Annotated in this window: 15 protein-coding genes and 1 pseudogene; 9 read left to right on the top strand and 7 right to left on the bottom strand. The window is 66.1% G+C overall.

What is annotated here, in order from left to right:
• The first annotated feature begins 156 nt into the window (after nucleotides 1–156).
• Both dnaE and ABFK29_RS05085 read left to right on the top strand, forming a co-directional pair.
• The gene (gene dnaE / locus ABFK29_RS05080) at nucleotides 157–3,657 is read left to right on the top strand and encodes a DNA polymerase III subunit alpha (RefSeq protein ID WP_005855299.1); all 3,501 of its coding nucleotides are present in this window, start codon (nucleotides 157–159) and stop codon (nucleotides 3,655–3,657) included.
• Nucleotides 3,658–3,823: 166 nt separating this feature from the next.
• Nucleotides 3,824–4,837, top strand: coding sequence for a hypothetical protein (locus ABFK29_RS05085; protein WP_005855301.1), 1,014 nt, complete (start codon nucleotides 3,824–3,826; stop codon nucleotides 4,835–4,837).
• 350 nt (nucleotides 4,838–5,187) lie between these two features.
• Here ABFK29_RS05085 and ABFK29_RS05090 read toward each other — a convergent pair whose 3' ends face one another.
• Nucleotides 5,188–5,394, bottom strand: a complete 207-nt coding sequence (locus ABFK29_RS05090; RefSeq protein WP_232281495.1) for a SlyX family protein — start codon at nucleotides 5,392–5,394, stop codon at nucleotides 5,188–5,190.
• Nucleotides 5,395–5,535: 141 nt separating this feature from the next.
• Here ABFK29_RS05090 and hisS point away from each other — a divergent pair, with 141 nt between their 5' ends.
• From hisS to hisG, 3 genes are read left to right on the top strand one after another with little or no spacing between them, the layout of a single operon-like run.
• Entirely contained in the window at nucleotides 5,536–7,038 is a 1,503-nt protein-coding gene (gene hisS / locus ABFK29_RS05095) for a histidine--tRNA ligase (RefSeq protein WP_005855304.1), read from the top strand.
• Complete coding sequence (locus tag ABFK29_RS05100) at nucleotides 7,035–8,129, top strand: ATP phosphoribosyltransferase regulatory subunit (RefSeq protein ID WP_083803393.1); 1,095 nt, start codon at nucleotides 7,035–7,037, stop codon at nucleotides 8,127–8,129. The genes hisS and ABFK29_RS05100 overlap by 4 nt, the downstream gene beginning before the upstream one ends.
• Complete coding sequence (gene hisG / locus ABFK29_RS05105) at nucleotides 8,126–8,824, top strand: ATP phosphoribosyltransferase (protein ID WP_005855307.1); 699 nt, start codon at nucleotides 8,126–8,128, stop codon at nucleotides 8,822–8,824. The genes ABFK29_RS05100 and hisG overlap by 4 nt, the downstream gene beginning before the upstream one ends.
• A gap of 58 nt (nucleotides 8,825–8,882) precedes the next feature.
• Here the strand turns inward: hisG and yghU are convergent, their stop codons facing one another.
• Nucleotides 8,883–9,716, bottom strand: coding sequence for a glutathione-dependent disulfide-bond oxidoreductase (gene yghU / locus ABFK29_RS05110; protein WP_005855308.1), 834 nt, complete (start codon nucleotides 9,714–9,716; stop codon nucleotides 8,883–8,885).
• Nucleotides 9,717–9,779: 63 nt separating this feature from the next.
• On the opposite strand from yghU, the gene ABFK29_RS05115 reads away from it, so the two are divergent.
• Entirely contained in the window at nucleotides 9,780–10,250 is a 471-nt protein-coding gene (locus ABFK29_RS05115) for a YdcF family protein (RefSeq protein ID WP_005855309.1), read from the top strand.
• Nucleotides 10,251–10,258: 8 nt separating this feature from the next.
• On the opposite strand, the gene ABFK29_RS05120 is transcribed toward ABFK29_RS05115, so the two are convergent.
• Nucleotides 10,259–10,690 (bottom strand): DUF1489 family protein, encoded by a 432-nt coding sequence (locus tag ABFK29_RS05120; RefSeq protein WP_005855311.1) that lies wholly within the window; start codon nucleotides 10,688–10,690, stop codon nucleotides 10,259–10,261.
• Nucleotides 10,691–10,836: 146 nt separating this feature from the next.
• On the opposite strand from ABFK29_RS05120, the gene ABFK29_RS05125 reads away from it, so the two are divergent.
• Nucleotides 10,837–12,096, top strand: coding sequence for a SulP family inorganic anion transporter (locus ABFK29_RS05125; RefSeq protein WP_005855313.1), 1,260 nt, complete (start codon nucleotides 10,837–10,839; stop codon nucleotides 12,094–12,096).
• A 172-nt stretch (nucleotides 12,097–12,268) separates the two neighbouring features.
• Entirely contained in the window at nucleotides 12,269–14,557 is a 2,289-nt protein-coding gene (locus tag ABFK29_RS05130) for an adenosylcobalamin-dependent ribonucleoside-diphosphate reductase (protein ID WP_005855315.1), read from the top strand.
• 384 nt (nucleotides 14,558–14,941) lie between these two features.
• Here the strand turns inward: ABFK29_RS05130 and ABFK29_RS05135 are convergent, their stop codons facing one another.
• From ABFK29_RS05135 to ABFK29_RS05145, 3 genes are all read right to left on the bottom strand, one after another.
• Nucleotides 14,942–15,385, bottom strand: a complete 444-nt coding sequence (locus tag ABFK29_RS05135) for a hypothetical protein (protein WP_040604051.1) — start codon at nucleotides 15,383–15,385, stop codon at nucleotides 14,942–14,944.
• Nucleotides 15,386–15,451: 66 nt separating this feature from the next.
• Nucleotides 15,452–15,865, bottom strand: coding sequence for a hypothetical protein (locus tag ABFK29_RS05140; RefSeq protein WP_005855317.1), 414 nt, complete (start codon nucleotides 15,863–15,865; stop codon nucleotides 15,452–15,454).
• A 348-nt stretch (nucleotides 15,866–16,213) separates the two neighbouring features.
• On the bottom strand, nucleotides 16,214–18,517 hold the full coding sequence (locus ABFK29_RS05145; protein WP_198135679.1) for a Mu transposase C-terminal domain-containing protein: 2,304 nt from the start codon (nucleotides 18,515–18,517) through the stop codon (nucleotides 16,214–16,216).
• Here ABFK29_RS05145 and ABFK29_RS05150 point away from each other — a divergent pair.
• A pseudogene (locus tag ABFK29_RS05150) lies at nucleotides 18,480–19,612 on the top strand (IS5 family transposase). The gene ABFK29_RS05145 and the pseudogene ABFK29_RS05150 sit on opposite strands and share 38 nt — an antisense overlap.
• Nucleotides 19,613–19,780: 168 nt before the next feature.
• Here ABFK29_RS05150 and ABFK29_RS05155 read toward each other — a convergent pair.
• Nucleotides 19,781–20,677 (bottom strand): LysR family transcriptional regulator, encoded by an 897-nt coding sequence (locus ABFK29_RS05155; RefSeq protein ID WP_005855326.1) that lies wholly within the window; start codon nucleotides 20,675–20,677, stop codon nucleotides 19,781–19,783.
• Nucleotides 20,678–20,712: the final 35 nt, after the last annotated feature.

Here is a 20,712-nt window from a genome sequence, read left to right on the forward strand (position 1 = left end):
GCAGCGGTACTAAAACGGCACGACTGTGCATGGTAGTCCAGTGCTATGTCGTGGGGAAGTGTGGACACTGTTTCGTGTACACGCAATGCACGATTCTGCCCGATTGCGCATCGGGAGGTGTTCCAGCCGGCCGGAGAAACGCGGTAGGTTGCGGCCATGTCAGATCCGCGATTCATCCACCTCCGCACCCACACCGAATATTCCCTGCTCGAAGGCGCGCTCCGGCTGAAGAAGCTGCCGGGGCTGTGTGCCGACATGGGGATGCCCGCCGTGGCGGTCACCGACACCAACAACCTGTTCGCGGCGCTGGAATTTTCCGTGGGCGCGAGCGGTGCGGGTGTGCAGCCGATCATCGGCTGCCAGATCGACCTGCGCTATTTCGAGCAGGCCCCGGGCGAGCGGATCAAGCCACCGGCGCCGGTGGTTCTGCTGGCCCAGACGGAGCGCGGCTACGAGCACCTGATGAAGCTCAACTCCTGCCTCTATCTGCGCCGCGACAACGAGCTGGCGCATGTCACGCTGGACGAGCTGGAGGCGCATTCGGAGGACGTGATCTGCCTGTCGGGCGGACCGGACGGGCCGGTGGGACGGCTGCTGCGCACCAATTCGCGCGCGGCCGCGCAGACGCTGATGACCCGGTTGCACGCGATCTTCGAGGACCGGCTGTACGTCGAGTTGCAGCGCCATCCGGGCGAGGACGGAACGCCCCCCGAGGCGGAGCACCTGACGGAGCGCGGCTTTGTCGAGATGGCCTACGAGATGGGCCTGCCGCTGGTGGCGACGAACGACGTCTATTTCCCCAAATCCTCCATGTACGAAGCGCATGACGCGATGATCTGTATCGCGGAAGGCGCCTATGTCGATCAGCAGGAGCCGCGCCGCCGCCTGACGCCGCAGCACTACCTGAAGACCCCGCAGGAGATGGCGGTGCTGTTCGCGGATCTGCCGGAGGCGCTGGAGAACACCGTCGAGATCGCGAAACGCTGCGCCTTCATGGCCTACCGCCGCGACCCGATCCTGCCGCGCTTTGCCGACGACGAGGTGACGGAACTGCGCCGCATGGCGAACGAGGGGCTTCAGGCCCGGCTTGCCGTGATCCCGCACGCCGTGTCGGTGGAGGACTACCAGAAGCGGCTGGATTTCGAGCTGGGGATCATCGAGGGGATGGGCTTCCCCGGCTACTTCCTGATCGTTGCGGACTTCATCCAGTGGGCGAAGGACCAGGACATCCCGGTTGGCCCGGGGCGGGGGTCGGGCGCGGGGTCGCTGGTGGCCTATGCGCTGACCATCACCGACCTCGACCCGCTGCGCTATTCGTTGCTGTTCGAACGCTTCCTGAATCCGGAACGCGTGTCGATGCCCGACTTCGACATCGACTTCTGCATGGACCGCCGCGAAGAGGTGATCCGCTACGTGCAGGACAAGTATGGCCACGACCGCGTGGGCCAGATCATCACCTTCGGCGCTCTGTTGTCGAAGGCGGCGGTGCGCGACATGGGCCGCGTGTTGCAGATGCCTTACGGGCAGGTGGACCGGCTGTCGAAGATGATCCCGGTGGAAGGCGTCAAACCGGTCAGCATCGAACAGGCGCTGCGCGACGAGCCGCGGCTTGCCGAAGAAGCGAAGAACGAGGAGGTCGTCGACCGGCTGCTGAAGTACGGCATGCAGGTGGAGGGGCTGCTGCGCTCGGCGGGCACGCACGCGGCGGGCGTGGTCATCGCCGACCGTCCCACGGACGAGCTGGTGCCGCTGTATCGCGACCCGCGCTCTGACATGCCGGCCACGCAGTTCAACATGAAGTGGGTGGAGCAGGCCGGTCTGGTGAAGTTCGATTTCCTCGGCCTGAAGACGCTGACGGTGATCCAGAACGCCATGGACCTGATCTTCAAGTCCGGGCGCCCGCTGCATGTCGCCGCCGACGGCACGCAGCTTTACGAGCCGCCCGAGGGCGCGGAGAACCAGATCAACCTGATCCCGCTGGACGACAAGGTCACCTACAAGCTTTACGCCTCGGCCAAGACGGTGGCGGTGTTCCAGGTGGAAAGCTCGGGCATGATGGATGCGCTCAAGCGCATGAAGCCCACCTGCATCGAGGACATCGTGGCGCTCGTGGCGCTCTACCGTCCCGGCCCGATGGAGAACATCCCGGTTTACTGCGAGGTGAAGAACGGCCTGCGCGAGATCACCTCGGTGCATCCGTCCATCGACCACATCCTGGCGGAGACGCAGGGCATCATCGTCTACCAGGAGCAGGTGATGCAGATCGCACAGGTCATGGCGGGCTACTCGCTTGGCGGCGCCGACCTGCTGCGCCGCGCGATGGGCAAGAAGATCAAGGAGGCGATGGACGCCGAACGGCCGAAGTTCGAACAGGGCGCGGCGAAGAACGGGGTGGAGAAGAAGAAGGCCACCGAGGTCTTCGACCTTCTGGAGAAATTCGCCAACTACGGCTTCAACAAGTCGCACGCGGCGGCCTACGCGGTGGTCAGCTACCAGACCGCATGGCTGAAGGCGAACCACCCGGTGGAGTTCATGGCAGGCGTCATGAACTGCGATATCCACCTCACCGACAAGCTGGCCGTCTATTTCGAGGAGGTCCGCAAGGGGCTGGGGCTGCCTTGGGTGCCGCCCTGCGTGAACCGCTCGCTCGCCACCTTCGACGTGGTGGAGGGCCAGCTTGTCTATGCCCTGGGGGCGCTGAAGAACGTCGGACTGGAGGCGATGAAGCTGGTGGTCGAGGGGCGCGACGGGCGCGCGTTTTCTACCGTGTTCGACTTTGCCCGCCGCGTGGACCTGAAGAAGATCGGCAAGCGGCCGCTGGAGATGATGGCGCGGGCGGGCTGTTTCGACGTGCTCGACCCGAACCGGCGGCGCATCTTCGATTCGCTCGACGCGCTGGTGGCCTATTCGGCGGCGATCCACGAACAGAAGGGATCGGCGCAGGTGTCGCTGTTCGGCGAGGCGGGCGACGACCTGCCGGAGCCGCGCCTGTCGCCCGTGTCGGACTGGCTGCCCGCCGAACGTCTGGCGGAAGAGTTCAAGGCCGTGGGTTTCTACCTGTCCGGTCACCCGCTCGACGACTACATGCCCGCGCTGAAACGGCAGGACGTGGTGACGCTGGACGAGGTCATGGCCAAGGCCGAACGCGGTCCGCTCGTGGCGAAGCTGGCGGGTGTCGTCGCCGGACGGCAGGAGCGGAAGTCGGCGCGCGGCAACCGTTTCGCCTTTGCGCAGTTGTCGGACCCCACCGGCGCCTACGAGGTCACGCTGTTCTCCGAGACCTTGGAGAAATCGCGCGAACATCTGGAGACCGGATCGAAGGTCGTCGTCACCGTCGAAGCGACGATGGAGAGCGACCAGCTCAAGCTGCTGGGGCGCGCGGTGATGCCGGTGGATGCGGCGGCGGCGCAGGGCGGGCCTTCGGGCATGCGGATCTTCGTCGACACGGAGATGGCGCTGTCCCAGATCGCCAGCGTGCTGGGCCGTGCCGCCGAGCAGTTGCCGAAGGCGCCGCGTGCGCCGATCGTCCTGCGGCTGGCGGCGCCGGGCCTGCCGGGCGAAGTGGAGATGGACCTGTCCGAACGCTTTCCCGTCACGCCGGAGATCAAGGGCGCGGTGAAGTCGCTCGACGGCGTTCTGGCGGTCGAAGACTTCTGAGTCGCCTCTTTCCACCGGGAATGGTGCCTGCCTGACGGGGTCTGCGCCGGTCCCGGAAACCGCCACGGAATGGGGCGGTTTCCCGCCGGGCGGCCCGTCTATCCCATGGAACAGTGGACCTTTCCTGCGGCGCCGTTGTACGAGAGGCGAAACCGCCGGGGGCGAAATGCGCAAAGTTATCATCGGAATGACACTGGTCCTGCTGGCCTCGGGCTGCGGCGATCCCCTGCGGGACGTGCCGCGCCTGGCCGATGTGCCGGTGGAGGCCGAGGCGGGGCAGGCCGATGTGCTGGCCACCAGTGCCGATACCGAAACGCTGCCCGCCGCTCCGGCGTCCGACACCGCCCCGAAACGCGGCCTTCTGGGTTTCCTGAAGGGCAAGGCCGACGCTGCGCGGACCCCGGCGGCGGATGCCGCTCAGGCCCCGGTGGGCGATGCCGCTCAGGCCACGGCGGCGGTGGCCGCCGAGGACGGTGCTGTCACCGACGAGGCCGTGACCGTCGATCTGGCCGACGTGGGCTCTTCCCCTGACGACGCGGAGGTGGTCGTCGTAGAGGCGGAGGAGCAGCCGCGGCGCAGGGGTCTCTTCGGGCTTGGCGGCGGGGGCGGCAACGACGTCCAGCTTGCTGCGGCCACCACCTCTGGCGCGCCGCGCGTCAACCGCCGTGCCGCGCCGCGTCCCGGTGCGCCCGACGCGCGCGAGATCGCATTTGGCACCACCTTGCCCTACGGCCAGATCGCCCGGGTCTGCGGCGTGCCCGGTGCAAAGCTGGGACCGGTCACCCAGACCTGGCCCGAACGTGGACGCGGATACGAGCTGCACGACAGCGCCCCCGGCTCGACCGGCGCGCACACCTTCTACATGACCGGTTTCAAGGACGGCTGCGCGCGGCAGTTCACCGCCGCGCTGGTGATCTTCGGCTCCCCGGAAAGCTGGGAGCAGATCCACTACGGCCCGGCGGGCGAGTCCCTGCCGGTGCTGGCGACGGACAAGGCCTACGAGGGCGTGAAGTCCAAGGTCTGCCGCGTCGGCAAGGGCAAACCCTGCGGCTCGCGGATGCGGGCGCTGGAGAAGGACACGGTCTTCGTCTCGGTCTACGAACGGTTCGAGGACAACACTCGCTGGAAGAACATCCTGCTGCACGACGGCGAAGTGGTTGCCATGGACATGAAGAACTGAGCTACGGGGCCTTGCAGGTTCGCGCCGGATACATCGCGGGCCGCGGTGCACAGCGACGGGAAGGCCGGTGCACAGGCCAGCCGGTTGCGGTTCACATTTCAGCTTGAGGCCACGCGCGTGTTGCGCCCGGCATGGCATGGGTTTGGGCAGGCGGGGCTTTCGGCAACGGCGTGCCTGGCATGGCACGGGTGTGGGCGCTGAGGTTTTCGGGGGAAACCTCGCCTGCCGACTGGCCGCGAAAGGCGGGACTTTCGGGAACGGCGTGCCTGCCATGGCATGGGTGTGGGCGCTGAGGCTTCCGGGTGAAACCTCGCCTGCCCACCGACCGCGAAAGGCGGGGCTTTCGCGGTCTAGTAATGCGGGGGTTTTTCGTCTCCGAGGAAAATGCTGCCGGAGGTGTCCGTGTCCCGCTGGGCCTCGCGGCGAAGCAGGATCTCCACCCGTCGCGAAACGTCGCGCAATTCACGGTCCTGTCGGGCCACCACGTCGGACAGGTCGTCGACCGTCCTGAGAAGGTGGGCCATCTGCTCTTCGAGGCGGCTCATGTCATCCGTCATGTCTCGTTCCTCCTTCAATTGGCAGAGAGCCCATGGATATTTGCATGCGCCCGTCTCCGCAAGGGCACCCTTGCTTGCCCACGCGCCGCCTTCCCGATAGAGGGTGCGCGACAATGCAGCAGTGTAACCGGGACCGGTGCCATGGCCAAAGTGAAGAAAGCCCCCCGCCCCAAGGCGCAGACGCCGAAGGGGTTCCGCGACTATTTCGGACACGAGGTGCGCGAGCGCACCGAGATGCTGTCGAAGATCGCCGGGGTGTACCATCGGTACGGCTTCGAGGCGCTGGAATCCTCGGCGGTGGAGACGGTCGAGGCGCTTGGCAAGTTCCTGCCCGATGTGGACCGCCCGAACGAGGGGGTCTTTGCCTGGCAGGACGAGGACGACACCTGGATGGCGCTGCGCTACGACCTGACGGCGCCGCTGGCCCGGGTCTATGCCGAGCATCGCAACGACCTGCCGCTGCCTTACCGGCGGTTCGCGATGGGGCCGGTCTGGCGCAACGAGAAGCCGGGGCCGGGGCGCTATCGCCAGTTCTACCAGTGCGACGCGGACACCGTGGGCGCGCCTTCGGTCGCGGCGGACGCGGAGATCTGCGCGATGCTGGCGGATACGCTGGAAGAGGTGGGCATACCGCGCGGCGACTACCTGATCCGGGTGAACAACCGGAAGGTTCTGAACGGTGTGCTTCAGGCGATGGGCGTCACCGAAGAGGGGCAGGCAGCGAACGTCCTGCGGACCATCGACAAGTTCGACAAGGTCGGCGAGTCCGGTGTGCGCGAGCTGCTGGGCAAAGGGCGGCTGGATGCCTCCGGCGCCTATATCGATGGCGTGGGCCTTGCGCCGGAGCAGGCGGAGCCGGTGCTGGCTTTCCTGACCTCCAAGGGTGCGACCAACGACGAGACGCTCGCCAATCTGCGCAACGCGGTGGGCGAGGCCCCGGTCGGTGCGGAAGGCGTGGATGAGTTGGCGGAGATCGCCGACCTGCTGGCCGCCCAAGGCTACGGTCCCGACCGCATCGTCATCGACCCGTCGGTGGTGCGGGGTCTGGGCTACTACACCGGGCCGGTGTTCGAGGCGGAGCTGACCTTTGAAATCCTCGACGAGAAGGGCCGCAAGCGGCAGTTCGGCTCGGTCGCCGGGGGTGGCCGCTATGACGACCTCGTGAAGCGGTTCACCGGGCAGGTGGTTCCGGCGACAGGTGTCTCCATCGGGGTGGACCGGCTCTTGGCCGCGCTGCGCGAGAAGGGTCGCATCGTCGGGTCGGAGACCGGGCCGGTTGTCGTCACCGTGATGGACCGTGACCGCATGGCCGATTACCAGGCGATGGTGGCGGAGCTGCGGCAGGCCGACATTGATCCGAAGGATCCCAGCAAGGGCAAGATCCGGGCGGAGGTCTACCTCGGCAACCCGAAGAACTTCGGCAACCAGCTCAAGTACGCGGACAAGCGCAACTCTCCGGTGGCGATCATCGAAGGCGGTGACGAGAAGGCGCGCGGCGTGGTGCAGATCAAGGACCTGATCCTTGGCGCGAAGATCGCCGAGAATGCCAGCCTTGAGGAGTGGAAGGAACGGCCTTCGCAGTACGAGGTGGCCCGTGGCGACCTGGTGGCCAAGGTGCGCGAGATCCTGGAGGGCCAGACGTGACGTTGCAGGCTAACAGGGCGAAGGCATTCGCGTTGCGCGACCGGTTCGAGGCGGCGGGCGCCGTCCCGGTCGACTGCGCCGTGCTGCAACCGGCGGAGGTGCTGCTCGACCTCTACGGCGAGGATGTGCGCACGCGCGCCTTCGTGACCGTCGATCCGGTCCGGGGTGAGGTCATGCTGCGCCCGGACTTCACCGTGCCGGTGGTGCAGATGCACATGGCCGAAGGGGCGGAGCCGGCGCGCTACACCTACGCGGGCGAGGTCTTTCGCCGGCAGGAGGACCATCCGGAGCGCGCACCGGAGTATTTTCAGGTGGGCTACGAGGTCTTCGACCGGGCGGACCCGGCGGCGGCGGATGCCGAAGTCTTTGCCACCTTCGCCGAGGCGCTGGCGCCCTACGCGCTGCGCCCGGTGGTGGGCGACATCGGTATCCTGACTGCGGCGGTCTGGGGGCTGAACACCACGGAACAGCGCCGCGTGGCCCTGATGCGGCACATCTGGCGGCCACGTCGCTTCCGGGCGCTGCTGGACCGTTACGCGGGCCGGGTGCCGGTGCCCGCGTCGCGCACGGCCCTTCTGGCAGCGGACGACCCGATGGCCGGGGCGGGTCCGATGATCGGCCTGCGTTCTGAAGAAGAGATCCGCGAACGGATAGAGGTGCTGCGCGCCGATGCCGCCGAGCCGCCGCTGGCGGACGAGCAGGTGGCCCTGATCGAGACGCTGCTGAAGGTGTCCGAGGACTGCCCGCACGCGCTGGAGCACCTGCGCGACATCGCTGTGGACATGCCCGCCATCGGTGCGGCGGTCGACCGCTTCGGCGCGCGCTGCGACGCCATGGCGGCACGCGGCGTAGACGTGACGCACCTGTCCTTCGAAGCGAGCTATGGCCGCACCTCGATGGAGTATTACGACGGTTTCGTCTTCGGGTTCCTTTGCGCGCAGCGGCCGGACTGGCCGGCGGTGGCGACCGGGGGGCGTTACGACGCGCTCACACGGCAGCTTGGCCAGGGGCGCGAGATTCCGGCGGTGGGCGGTGTGATCCGCACCGGCCTGCTGGTCGACCTGGAGCGGATGCGGGAGGCGGGTCAATGACGATCAAGCTGGGCGTGCCCTCCAAGGGGCGGCTGATGGAGAAGACCTTCGACTGGTTCGGTGCGCGCGGCGTGATGCTGTCGCGGACCGGGTCGGAACGGGAGTATTCCGGCGCGGTCGAGGGGGTCGACGGCATCGAACTGGTGCTGCTGTCGGCCGGAGAGATCCCCCGCGAGCTGGCGGCGGGGCGGGTGCACCTTGGCGTGACGGGCACCGACCTCGTGCAGGAGAAGCTGGTGCAATGGGACCAGAAGGTCGCGCCGCTGGCGGAGCTGGGGTTCGGTCATGCGGACCTGATCGTCGCGGTGCCGCAGGCCTGGGTCGACGTCGATACGCTCGACGACCTCGATGGGGCGGCGGCGGCCTTCCGCGCGCGGCACGGCTTCCGGATGCGGATCGCGACAAAGTACCACCGGCTGGTCCGTGGTTACCTGCACATGGGCGGGGTCGCGGATTACCAGCTTGTCGACAGCCAGGGCGCGACCGAGGGCACGGTGAAAAACATGACGGCTGAGGCGGTGGCGGACATCACCTCCACCGGCGAGACGTTGCGCGCCAACCAGCTCAAGATCCTGGGCGATGAGCCGGTGCTGCGGTCGCAGGCGACTCTTTACCGGTCGCGGTTGGCCGACCTGTCCGATAGCCAACGCAGCGCTCTCCGCGCGCTGTGCGATCGTCTGGGCGCCGAGGGATAAAAGCGCCCGGCACCTGACGGGGCAGGGCGGCGCAAAGCCCCGCCCTACAGGAGGCCGGTCAGCCTTTGAGAACGGCGTCGATGTCCGCCGGACTGTGCCGTTCCTCCACGAAGCCTTCGCCGGTGCGGTTGACGATGCGGCCACGCTGCACCGGCTCACGCTCCTGCAGTTCGTCGGCCCAGCGGAGCACGTTGGTGTAGCTCTTCACGTCGAGGAATTCGCCCGCGTCGTAGGCCTGACCGTGCACGGTGCGCCCGTACCACGGCCAGATGGCCATGTCGGCGATGGTGTAGTGGTCGCCCACCATGTAACGGCTGGAGGCGAGGTGGCGGTCCAGCACGTCGAGCTGGCGCTTCACCTCCATCGTGAAGCGGTTGATCGGGTATTCGTACTTCTCCGGCGCGTAGGCATAGAAGTGGCCGAAGCCGCCGCCGAGATAGGGCGCGCTGCCCATCTGCCAGAACAGCCACGAGAGCATCTCGGCCCGCTGGTCCTTTGGCCCGAGGAAGGCGTCGAATTTCTCGGCCAGGTGCATCAGGATCGCGGCGGATTCGAACACCCGCACCGGTGTGTCGCCGGTGTGGTCCATCAGCGCCGGGATCTTGGAGTTGGGGTTCGCCTCGACGAAGCCCGATCCGAACTGGTCGCCGTCGCCGATCCTGATCAGCCAGGCGTCGTACTCCGCCGCGTGGCCGGCGGCCAGGAGCTCTTCGAAGAGGATGGTCACCTTCTGGCCATTGGGCGTGCCCATGGAGTAGAGTTGGTAGGGATGATCGCCCACCGGCAGGACCTTGTCATGCGTGGCGCCTGCAATCGGACGGTTGAGGTTGGCCCAGGTGCCGCCGGACGGCTGGTCCCAGGTCCAGACCTTGGGGGGGACATAATCGGTCATTGTGATCTCCTGTCGCTTGCCAGCAACGTAAGGGATGGGACGGCAAATGCCAGAGGGGGATCTGTGCGGATACGCGTTGCACTTGTGCTGGGGGCCAAGGTGCTGGAGGGCGGCGCGCCGTCGCCCGCGCTGCGCCGTCGGGCAGCCCACGCCGCCGGTCTGTACCGCTCCGGTGCCGTCGATGCCCTGCTGGCCACGGGTGGCGCGCTGTGGGGCGGGCCGAGCGAGGCGGAAGTGATCGCGCGGCTGTGTGCCGAGGCGGGCGTGCCGGAAACGGCGCTGGTGCTGGAAGAGGCGGCGCGCAACACGCGTGAAAACATCGCCCTGTCGCTGCCGCTGCTGGCACGGATGGAGGCGCGCCGGGTGGTGATCGTTACCGACCGGGCGCATGCGCCGCGGGCACGGCTGGTGGCACGGCGGCACGGGCTGGAGGCCGCGGTGTCCTGCCCGGTGCCCGCGCCGTGGAGCCTGGGCCGGGCGCGCGGGGTGATGCGCGAGAAGGTCGCTTACGGCTGGTACTGGCTGCGCGGCTAGGCGTCGGGTCAGATCACGCCGATTTCCGCAAGTGCACCGGCCAGTTCGGGCGGCAGCGGGTCCTCTGCCGCGCGCGAGGCGGGCAGGTCGGCGGGGGCGTCGCCGGTGGCGAGGTAGCGCCAGCCCTGGAAAGGACGCTTGGGAGTGGTCTGCACGCGGATCAGCCCGGGCTCCAGCACGATGGCGCAGCGTTCGATCCCGTCCTGTCCGGTCACCCGGTCGAGCCGCGCTATTCTCTGCCGGGCCTGTATCAGGCCCTTGATGACCCAGAAGATCGATCCGCCGTTCAGCACCTCGGCCTCGCGCCGGGGCCACATGCGGGTGACATGGCGCGGCATTCCTTCCGGCCAGCGCGGGGCCTGCGCGGTCTGCCAGGCGGCGAGATCCTCGACCGACTCGGTGCCGACGGAAAGCTTCAGGAGGTGGACGGTGGCAGGCATGGTGACGTCCTCGGCGCGTTGGTTGGGGTGTCCCGGTCGGGAGCTACAAGATAGGGTGTTGCCTTCTGGACGCAAGCCCGGGCGATCACCTTGCAAGACGTGCCCAGCGGTTGCATGACTGATCCCGCGTATGCGCGGAGGCCGTGATGACGCCGAAGATCCTGACAACGATGAAAACCTACGACCGCGAGACCCTGCGCGCCGATGTGCTGGCGGGGATCACGGTGGCGATGGTGGCCCTGCCGCTGAGCCTTGCCATTGCGGTGGCGTCCGGGGCAGGGCCGGAGAAGGGGTTGGTGACGGCCATCGTCGGCGGTTTCCTGATCTCGCTGCTGGGCGGCAGCCGGGTGCAGATCGGCGGGCCGACCGGCGCCTTCATCGTGGTCGTCTACGGTGTGATCGCCGAACATGGCTATGACGGGCTGGTGCTGGCCACGCTGATGGGCGGGCTGATCCTGCTGATCGCGGGCGCGCTGAAGGCCGGGCGGCTGATCCGGCTGGTGCCGGAGCCGGTGATCAACGGGTTCACCATCGGCATTGCGGTGATCATTGCCACGAGCCAGCTGAAGGACCTGCTGGGCCTCGACGCGGATGTGCCAGCCGAGTTCTTCGCCAAGCTGGGCGCGCTATGGCAGGCGCGGGACGCGGTCAGCGGCGCGGCACTGGGGGCCGGGCTGGCCGCGATGGTGCTGATCGTGGCGCTGCGCCGGGCGTTCCCCAAGTTGCCGGGCCTGATCGTCGCCGTGGCGCTGGTCTCGGCCGTGGTGGCGGTGGCGGACCTGCCGGTGGACACTATCCGCAGCCGGTTCGGCGACCTGCCGCGCAGCCTGCCGTTGCCCGCCGTGCCAGAGGTCACGCTGGCGCGGCTGGCGGAACTGCTGCCCTCCGCGCTGATCATCGCTTTCCTCGCCGGGGTCGAGTCGCTCCTGTCGGCCATGGTCGCAGACCGGATGAGCGGCGGCCACCATCGCCCCAACGCCGAACTGCTGGCGCAGGGGGCGGCGAACGTCGGATCGGCCCTTTTCGGGGGGCTGCCGGCAACCGGCGCCATCGCGCGGACCGCCACCAACGTGCGGGCCGGTGGGCGGACGCCGGTGGCCGGGCTGGTGCACGCGGTGACGATCCTCGTGGTGATGCTGGTGGCCGCCCCGCTTGCCGGATACATGGCGATGCCCGCGCTCGCCGGGCTGCTGATCCTGACCGCGTGGAACATGAGCGAGCCGCACCGCTGGGCCAGCTATCTGAAAGAGCGCCGGTCCGACCAGGTGTTGCTGGTGCTGACCTTCGTGCTGACGGTCGTGGCCGACCTGACGGTGGCCATCGGCACGGGCGTTGCGCTGGGACTGGCACTGCGCCTTGCCCGGCGGCAGGTGCCGGACGCCGATTGGGAACCGCGCGACCGCTGACCTTTGCATCCCTGCGCGGTCAGTCTGCGATAAGGCCGATGACGTCGGAACACCTTTGCTGGCCAACCGCCTTTCCGCACGATATGGTGTTCGCCTGATCCCCGACTCCAACAAGTTGCGTGACCTGCGCCCTCTCTGCCTGTCTTCCCTCGCCGAAGGAGAATCGCCCGCCATGACTCGTTTCGCCGCGCCCATCGCCGAACAGATCTGGGACATGAAGTATCGCCTCAAGGAGGCGGATGGCACGCCCATCGACCTGTCGGTGGAAGACACCTGGCGGCGCATCGCCCGCGCGCTGGCCGAGGTCGAGGCAGAGCCCGCCGTCTGGGAAGACCGGTTCTACGCCGCGCTGGAGGACTTCAAGTACCTGCCCGCGGGCCGGATCACCGCGGGGGCGGGCACCGCGCGCTCGGTCACGCTGTTCAACTGCTTCGTCATGGGCACGATCCCCGACACCATGGGCGGCATCTTCGACATGCTGAAGGAGGCCGCGCTGACCATGCAGCAGGGCGGCGGCATCGGTTACGATTTCTCCACCATCCGGCCCAAGGGCGCACCGGTCACGGGCGTGGCCGCCGACGCCTCCGGCCCGCTGTCGTTCATGGACGTCTGGGATGCGATGTGCCGCACGATCATGTCCGCAGGCAGCCGCCGGGGCGCGATGATGGCGACCATGCGCTGCGACCACCCGGACATCGAGGCCTTCATCGGCGCGAAGTCCGACAGCGCGCGGCTGCGGATGTTCAACCTCTCCGTGCTGGTCACCGACACCTTCATGGAGGCGGTGAAGGCCGACGGCCCCTGGGATCTCCAGTTCGACGGTACGGTCTACCACACCGTGCAGGCGCGCGACCTGTGGAACCGCATCATGCGCGCGACCTACGATTACGCCGAGCCGGGGGTGATCTTCATCGACCGGATCAACAAGGCCAACAACCTGAACTACGTGGAGACGATCGCCGCCACCAACCCCTGCGGCGAGCAGCCCCTGCCTCCCTACGGTGCCTGCCTCCTGGGATCGGTGAACCTTGCCCGGCTGGTGGCCGAGCCCTTCACCGACGCCGCCCGTCTCGACGAGGATGCGCTGGACGAGCTGGTGACCTGCGCCGTGCGGATGATGGACAATGTGGTCGACGCCTCGCGCTTCCCCCTGCCGCAGCAGGAGGCGGAAGCGCAGGCCAAGCGCCGCATCGGGCTTGGCGTCACGGGGCTGGCGGACGCGCTCCTGATGATGGGCCAGCGCTACGGGTCCGAAGAGGCCGCCGTCCAGGCGGAGGGCTGGCTGAAACGGATCGCCCGCGCCGCCTACCTCGCCTCCGTCGATCTGGCGAAGGAGAAGGGCGCCTTCCCGTTGTTCGACGCAGAGAAGTACCTCGCCTCCGGCAACATGATGGCGATGGACGAGGACGTCCGTTCGGCGGTGCGGGAACACGGCATCCGCAACGCGCTGGTGACCTCCATCGCGCCCACCGGGACGATCTCGCTTTACGCCGGGAACGTGTCGTCGGGGATCGAGCCGGTCTTTGCCTACGCCTACACCCGCAAGGTGCTGCAGAAGGACGGCACAAGGACCGAGGAGGAGGTCGTCGATTACGCCGTGCAGATGTACCGCGCGGTGCACGGCGAGGACGCCGAACTGCCCGACTATTTCGTGAACGCCCAGACGCTCGCCCCGCTTGAACACGTCCGCATGCAGGCCGCGGCGCAGAAGTGGGTGGACAGCTCGATCTCGAAGACCATCAACTGCCCGGAAGACATCTCTTTCGAGGACTTCAAGGAAGTCTACATGGCGGCCTACGAGACCGGCTGCAAAGGCTGCACCACTTATCGCCCGAACGACGTGACAGGGTCCGTGCTGAGCGTGTCGGAAGAAAAGAAGGCCCCCGAGGTCGTTGCCAACTCCGACGCCGAACCGCAGACCCCGCACGGCGACGTCATCTACATGTCCGAACCCTTCGACCGGCCCGAGCACCTGGAGGGTAACACCTACAAGCTGAAATGGCCCGACAGCGAACACGCCATTTACCTGACGATCAACGACATCATCGTGGGCGGGCGGCGCCGGCCCTTCGAGGTCTTCATCAACTCCAAGAACATGGAACACTTCGCCTGGACCGTGGCGCTGACCCGGATGATCTCGGCGGTGTTCCGGCGCGGCGGGGACGTGTCCTTCGTGGTCGAGGAACTGAAGGCCGTCTTCGATCCGCGCGGCGGCGCCTGGGTGCAGGGCAAGTACATCCCGTCCATCCTCGCGGCCATCGGCGGCGTGATCGAACGCCACATGATCGCCATCGGCTTCCTGGAAGGCGAGGGCAAGGGCCTGAAATCCGACCCCACCGCGAAGGTTGTCGGCCTCGACGCCCCCCGCGGCAAAGCCTGCCCCTCCTGCGGCCAGTTCTCGATGATGATGGTCGAAGGCTGCATGACGTGCTCGTCGTGCGGCCACTCCAAGTGTGGTTAGGGTCAAACAGGGGCTTGTTGTGACGACTGTGATGACAAGCTAAATTTGGCCATTTTCCGGGGAAAACGGCCATTTCACAAGTTATCGACGGCTATTGGGGAAGACCTCTCCAAAAGCCGTTATTGTGGAGGCGCCGAAGCAATTCTCGAGCCGGAACGCCACTGACTGGAACATGGGTCCGCAAAGAACTCGACGCAAAACGATATCCGAAGTTTTTGTGGTTTTCTGGTATGCGATCCGGCGTCGGGGCCGTGCTCCGATCGGAAAGCATTTTTTTACGTGCCAGTTTGCATCCGCCGAAAGCAAGAAGGCCGCGAGCATCCTCGCGGCCTTCGAGTTTTGTATGAGCGGCGGCGCGCCCTCACATCAGTCGGTCTGGTCGCCTCACGCGGCCTTTGTGCTGTTCATCATGAGGGCGGCATCGATCCTGGCTGCCAGTAGGTCTCGCATCGCGAGGATCTGCCGGAAGCCCCGCCGCAGCCTGTCGCGAGCAGCGCCCGTTTCAGAAAGAATAGGGACAGCGGAGACACGACCGACGGCTCCGAGTTCGGGGTCGTCGGTGCCGTCGAAGACGTTTCGGAGGCCAAGGGTTTGGTGAGCGATGGCCTGGTCGAGAAGGTCTTCGATGCATCCTATTTCCTTGGCCGCGGCCGCGGCCTCGGACAGCGGTCCGTGCCGGCGCAAGACGGATAGAGCTTGCAGAATCGTATTGAGGTCGGTCGCGGCCAACTCCGCATCATTGCGCTGGACCTGCTCGTGCAGGACGTCGAGCCCTCGCAGAATGCGCGTGCAGAGTTCCTTGTCTGTCATTCGGTCGAAGTATTTCATGGCTGTGTCCTCGTCTCGTTGCTGGGATGTGGCGAGCGGTCGGCCGTGTCCGGTCGATCTGCTGTTTTAGGCTGCATCGTTGACCTGGAGGGCGAGTGCTCGGGCATCCCGGGCATCGTCCAGTTCGCCGATCTCGACGAGAAGATCGTAGAGCCGGTCAGTGATAAGACAGAGCTCCTCCATCTCCGGACTGGCCGAGACGACGAGAACCCAGGACGAGAGGTCGGGTTCGAGCGCGTCGATGATCGGATCGAGTGAAAGCAGCCTGTGGAGGGCGACCAGCCGGAGACGGCTCGTCCGATCGAGACGAGATACCTCTGGCAGATCTGACATGAGCCGCAGCAACCGAGCCTTTCCGGCATCGCCGTCGATCAGCGCGGCAGCGTTGCACAGAGCATCTCCGTGCTCGGCACAATGTACCCGGCCGGCAGCGAGTTGAGGGTTGAGGGAAAGGGTCTTTGTGGGTAGTCGGCGCAGCATGTGGTCCTCCGTTGTTGCGCGTCTGCCATTTCCGGCAGCGTCAAGACTGTCCGTCGCTATTTCCGTGAGGGTGCTCCTGCTTCATGTGCTGCGGAGTAGAGTTCCTCCTTCCGACAAGGAGATTGGCCACAAGGCGCCGCAACGAAGAAAAACACTCGGGTAGATGCTGGTCATGCCGTCGCGCTTCCACGCCGATCCATAGGGGATCTCGGTGCGGCTGCTGGACTGCGCGTTGTGCTGAACCGGGAGCGCCGTCCGCGCTTGTCAGAGCCCAGCAACCTCGGAACATGGAAAGGCCCCCGCAGTTTGTGTCGACTGCGGTGGCCTGTCGTGTCCCGGGCATTGGGCCTACTTGTCCCCGAATGACCAATCCGCGTCGGGGTCCGCAAAGGCATTAGGAGCGCCAGCCGCATGGGAGGCATGGTTCGGAGCCGCGAGAACTGGGTCCCTCGCCCGGCGCTCGGGTTGCGTGACTGACGGCGCCGTCGGCAGGTCAATGCCCAGACCGTCGGAAGCGGGGTACAGCCGAAGAGTGTCCGGCGTCTCGTCCACCTCAAACCCGATCAGGTAGCGGTCCTCGAGTTCCGCAATGCGCTCCTTGGAGTAGTCGTCGACGAACAGCCATTGGCGGGCGATGGCATTGGCGTTGATCTCGCGGAGGCGGGTCATCGCGTTGAAGATGACTTCCTGGTCGATCTTTTTCTGTGCCGCGACCGACGCGCGGACCTCGCGCACCGCCAACATCCAGGTCTGTGCACGCTCTCCGTGGAAGCGTTCGAAGACGGAAGGCACCTCGATCCACTTACCGTCCAGTTCCACTGCGATCGCGCCGAGATCCTCCGAATACCAGCGTACACGGACCTCCTTCTCGGTGTTGTGCATGAACCAGCGGGCGAGCACCTCTGAATGATAGCGAATGCCCAGAACCGAGATGCCCTTCTTGGACACCGTCCGTTTCAGCCGGGTGCCGAGTGCCCTGCGCCGCAGCCCGAGTGCGGGCATCGGCGCGACGCCATACCGCCCGACGAGCCGGTTCCAGCAATTGAGGGGCGTTTCCCCGTTCAGGCCTGCATGCGGGCGGCGATGGTACACGTCGACGACCCAGCGAACCAGTGCCTCACTGAGTTCCTCGGCCGTCAATGCTGCCCGGGCTTCGGAGTCGTAGTCGCCCTTGACGACGGTGTTGCTGAAGGTTCTCCCAGTGAGCCGTCCGATGAAGTTGTTCGCCATCGTTCCGAACAGGCGCTCGATCCGCGCCCGGAACTCCGGCATCCCGGCCGGGCCGGCGTCGATATTGATCCCGAGATCGGTCGCGCCGACCCTTGTGTCGAAGTCGATGAAGGCGGAGCCGCAATCGGTGACGATGAGCTCAGGCGTGCCGGACATGTTCCATGGAGAATGCGCACCAACCGCGTCTGCCCATACCCCCTTGTCGCGCACGATCATGTCCATCGTCTGCATTGCGCTGCGCTTGCTGGGCGATCGTGAGAGCTTCATGGCTACGACACAACGAGTTGTGCAGCACTCAGCAGCAGTCAGGAACCAGCGTGCCATCTTGCCCTCTTCCAGGCCGAGGCTAGACTTCTCCTCCTGGCTCAATATCGACCAGATGCCCGATTCCGCCAACGGGGCCATGACATCGACCTGCCATTCGTCCATCTCGACGCGTTCGAACGGACGAGTGAGTTCCAGCCCCTTTCCGACCGGCGCATTGCGCTTGCGGGCTTCTTCCAGTCCGAAACGCGCTATGTCCACCTCGAAGGGGTCGAGCTTCCTTCCCGCGAGGTGGATCGTCTCGCGAGACGGCGTCACAAGGGGCCTCGTGCTCTCGCCAAGCTTCTCACCGGCCGCTTCCCGTTTTCGCAGCTCTTGGCGACGAAGGTTTTCGGCGATGAAGGCGTTGTCTACGTCTTCTACCACTTGAGCGACAGACGGTTGCTCCATGGTGAGATAATTGCGGACCGTTCGGGCCAAAAGCGCAAGTTCGTCCGGACCAAGGCGACGGCTGCGACGACCTTGACCGCCCTGATCATATAGGGCCGCCATACCATCCCGGCGAAAGGCGGCAACGCGTTTCAAGAGTCGGCTCGCGCTGATCTTCGTGGGAACGATCATGGTATTGCCGTGTGCCGGGAACGGGTCGCCTTCGCTGGGCACAGAAAGGTACTTGCTGGCGCGGAACTTGATCTCCGCCAAGGCGGCCTTTACGGACTCCTCGGTTCGTTTGACCTTACCCTCGGCTTCCATTTCCAGGAATGCACGGATCAAGGACTCGTGGTATTTGGCTTTCTGTTGCTGCTTCAACGAAAGCGCGGACAGTTCTTGTGTCGGGAGATTCAGCCTGCGTTTCGCATGATCCGGAAGGAATGCGTCACGCCGGTGTTCGATCTCTCCTGAATTGACCCGCTGCGAGAGCATTGCGTGCGTGAAGGATTCCGCGACACTCAGGAGGTCAGTTCTCCGAAAGGTGTATCCGAATTCGTTGCTCTCAGATGGACGGTAAGAGATGCCATCGATGATTACCTCATCATATTCGCCGAAGGCAAAACGCGACCTTGTTGCAGAAAGAGGCTCCGGGATTCGCTTCGTGAAGCCCATGTAGTAGCGGGCTTTTATGAGCAGACCGCCGAAGCCGCCCTGCAAGACCGCCAACTGGCCCGCGTATGATCAGGCGCTGAAGCGGCGCGGATCGATGACGGTCCGGTTCGATCACTCGATGCAATGGGAAGCGATGCCTTCCGGGCGTCGCGGCCGCCAGCAGGCGTACAGCGATGCGGCGATCCAGGCCTGTCTCACCCACAAGGTTCTGCTCTGCCTGCCCATCCGTCAGACGACAGGGGTCGTGGCGAGCTTGCTGGAGCTGTGCAGCCTCGGCTGGGCCGTGCCCGACTTCAGCACCCTGTCACGTCCACTGCCCGGCAGGCGCATCTGCAAGACGCTGCCGAGAGGGGCCAGAAGACATCGGACGCGACCATCCCGTATCGCGGATCCAAGGGGCCGTTGCACCTGCGCGTGGACAACACCGACGTCAAGGTGGAAGGCGAAGGCGGGTGGCACACGCGCAAGCATGGCGGCTCGAAACGGCGCGTGTGGCGCAAGATCCTCATCCCTTGCCCGGCAGGGTCGTGCGTCGCATGATCCCGAGAGGGCCGTCGACGAGGAAACATTGGAGATCCGGGCTATCGAGACCACCTCCAGCACTGTCGGCCCCTCTCGGCAGCATGCTGCGCATGCGCCTGCCGGGCAGTGGACGCGCCGATGCTGCCCGACCCGCTCTGCCAGATCCCGGCGAACGAGGAGATCGCCAAGGTGACGGCCGACGGCGCATATGACACGCGTGCCTGCCATGACGCCATCGCGGCCCGCGGAGCAGCCGCGTTCGGGCATTCTCTCGGACCAATGGCGTTCATGCCCTCACTCCGCCCCGCCGGAATGCCCGGCCCTTGAAGCCGGACACGGCAGGGGCCCGCGCACGCAACGAAATCCTACGAACATCGAAGCTCTTGGGCCGTGCGCTCCGGCGGAACTGGAGCGGGGACCACCGGCGGAGCGGGGGCGAGACGAACCCTCTCGGGATGTTCCCTAAGAAAACACCCTGCCGGGCAATGAATGAACTGCGTGAAGCCGCTCGGCCAGCGGCCGATGTCGCGGGACTTCGACCGCCAGGTTGCCGAAGTCCGGATTCGCGCGGCGGTCCTGAACCGCTTCACCGCAATCGCCATCCCGGTCACCGTGGCTGCGGGATAAGCGTTTCCGGAGAAGGGGAACTGCGGCCATCAGCCGTTTTGTGCAACAGCGCCGTGCCTGTGTCAGATGTTGCCCGCGGCGAGGTCGGCCTGCGCCTTTGCGAGCGCATCCGAAAGCGTCGCGACGATGCGGTCGATGTCGGTGCGGCGATCGGCAACGTTGACGCGGTCAGGATCGTATGGGCCTTACCACTCCGTAGTCGCCGCAGAGGTCCGCGAGGACTGCGTGCAGGAGGGCGATGATTTCAGCGCGCGGCGCCGCAGTCCTTTCGACGATGCCGATCTGGCGGGTCACCTGCGGGGCGCCGAAGGCCAGGCGCACGATGTTCAGATCCTCGGGTTCCTGCAGGGCAACATGCGGCACCACCGATATGCCCAGACCCTGCCGCACGCCTGTGACGATCGATCCGATGGTGTCGATTTCGGCCACGTCATTGGTTACGACGCCGAGACGGGACAACTCGGTATCGATCAGGTTCGCCAGCGGCACGGCGCTTCGGAAACGGATGTAGGGCCGCGTGTTCAACAGTTCGATCGGGTCGCTCGCTTCCATGCCACGCGGTACGATCAGCCAGAGCGGTTCACGCAGGAACGGGCTCCAGCGCAGGGTGTTGGGAATCCCTAGGTGTTCCGCGACGATAGCGGCGTCGAGCCGTCCGCCGGCCACGTCCGCGATCAGGGTCGAGGACAGCGACACACGCAGGCTTGGCTTCAGGTCCGGGTAGCGTCCGCGCATCTGTACCATGGCGCGCGGCAGCAGGTTCAGCGCGCTCGACCGGACCGATCCCAGCATCAGCGTTCCGGCGATCTGGTCGCCGCGCAGGCTGGCCCTGGTGTCCTCGGCGCGTCGCAGGATATCCTCTGCCATTTCAATGACCTGAAGTCCTTCGGGTGTGATCCTGGGCGGTCGCGTGCTGCGGTCGAAGATGGTCACGCGCAGCTCCTCCTCAAGCGCGTGAACCTGTTGGCTGACGGCCGAGGGCGTCAGGCCGACAAGGTCCGCCGCCTGCGCGAAGGTGCCATGGGATTGAATGGCCAGAAGGGTCTTCAGTTGCCGGGTGTCCATGATCAAATCCAGTTTCTCTAAATCTAACAACCAGA

The sequence above is a fragment of the Sagittula stellata E-37 genome (assembly GCF_039724765.1).
GTDB classification, from domain to species: Bacteria; Pseudomonadota; Alphaproteobacteria; order Rhodobacterales; family Rhodobacteraceae; genus Sagittula; species Sagittula stellata.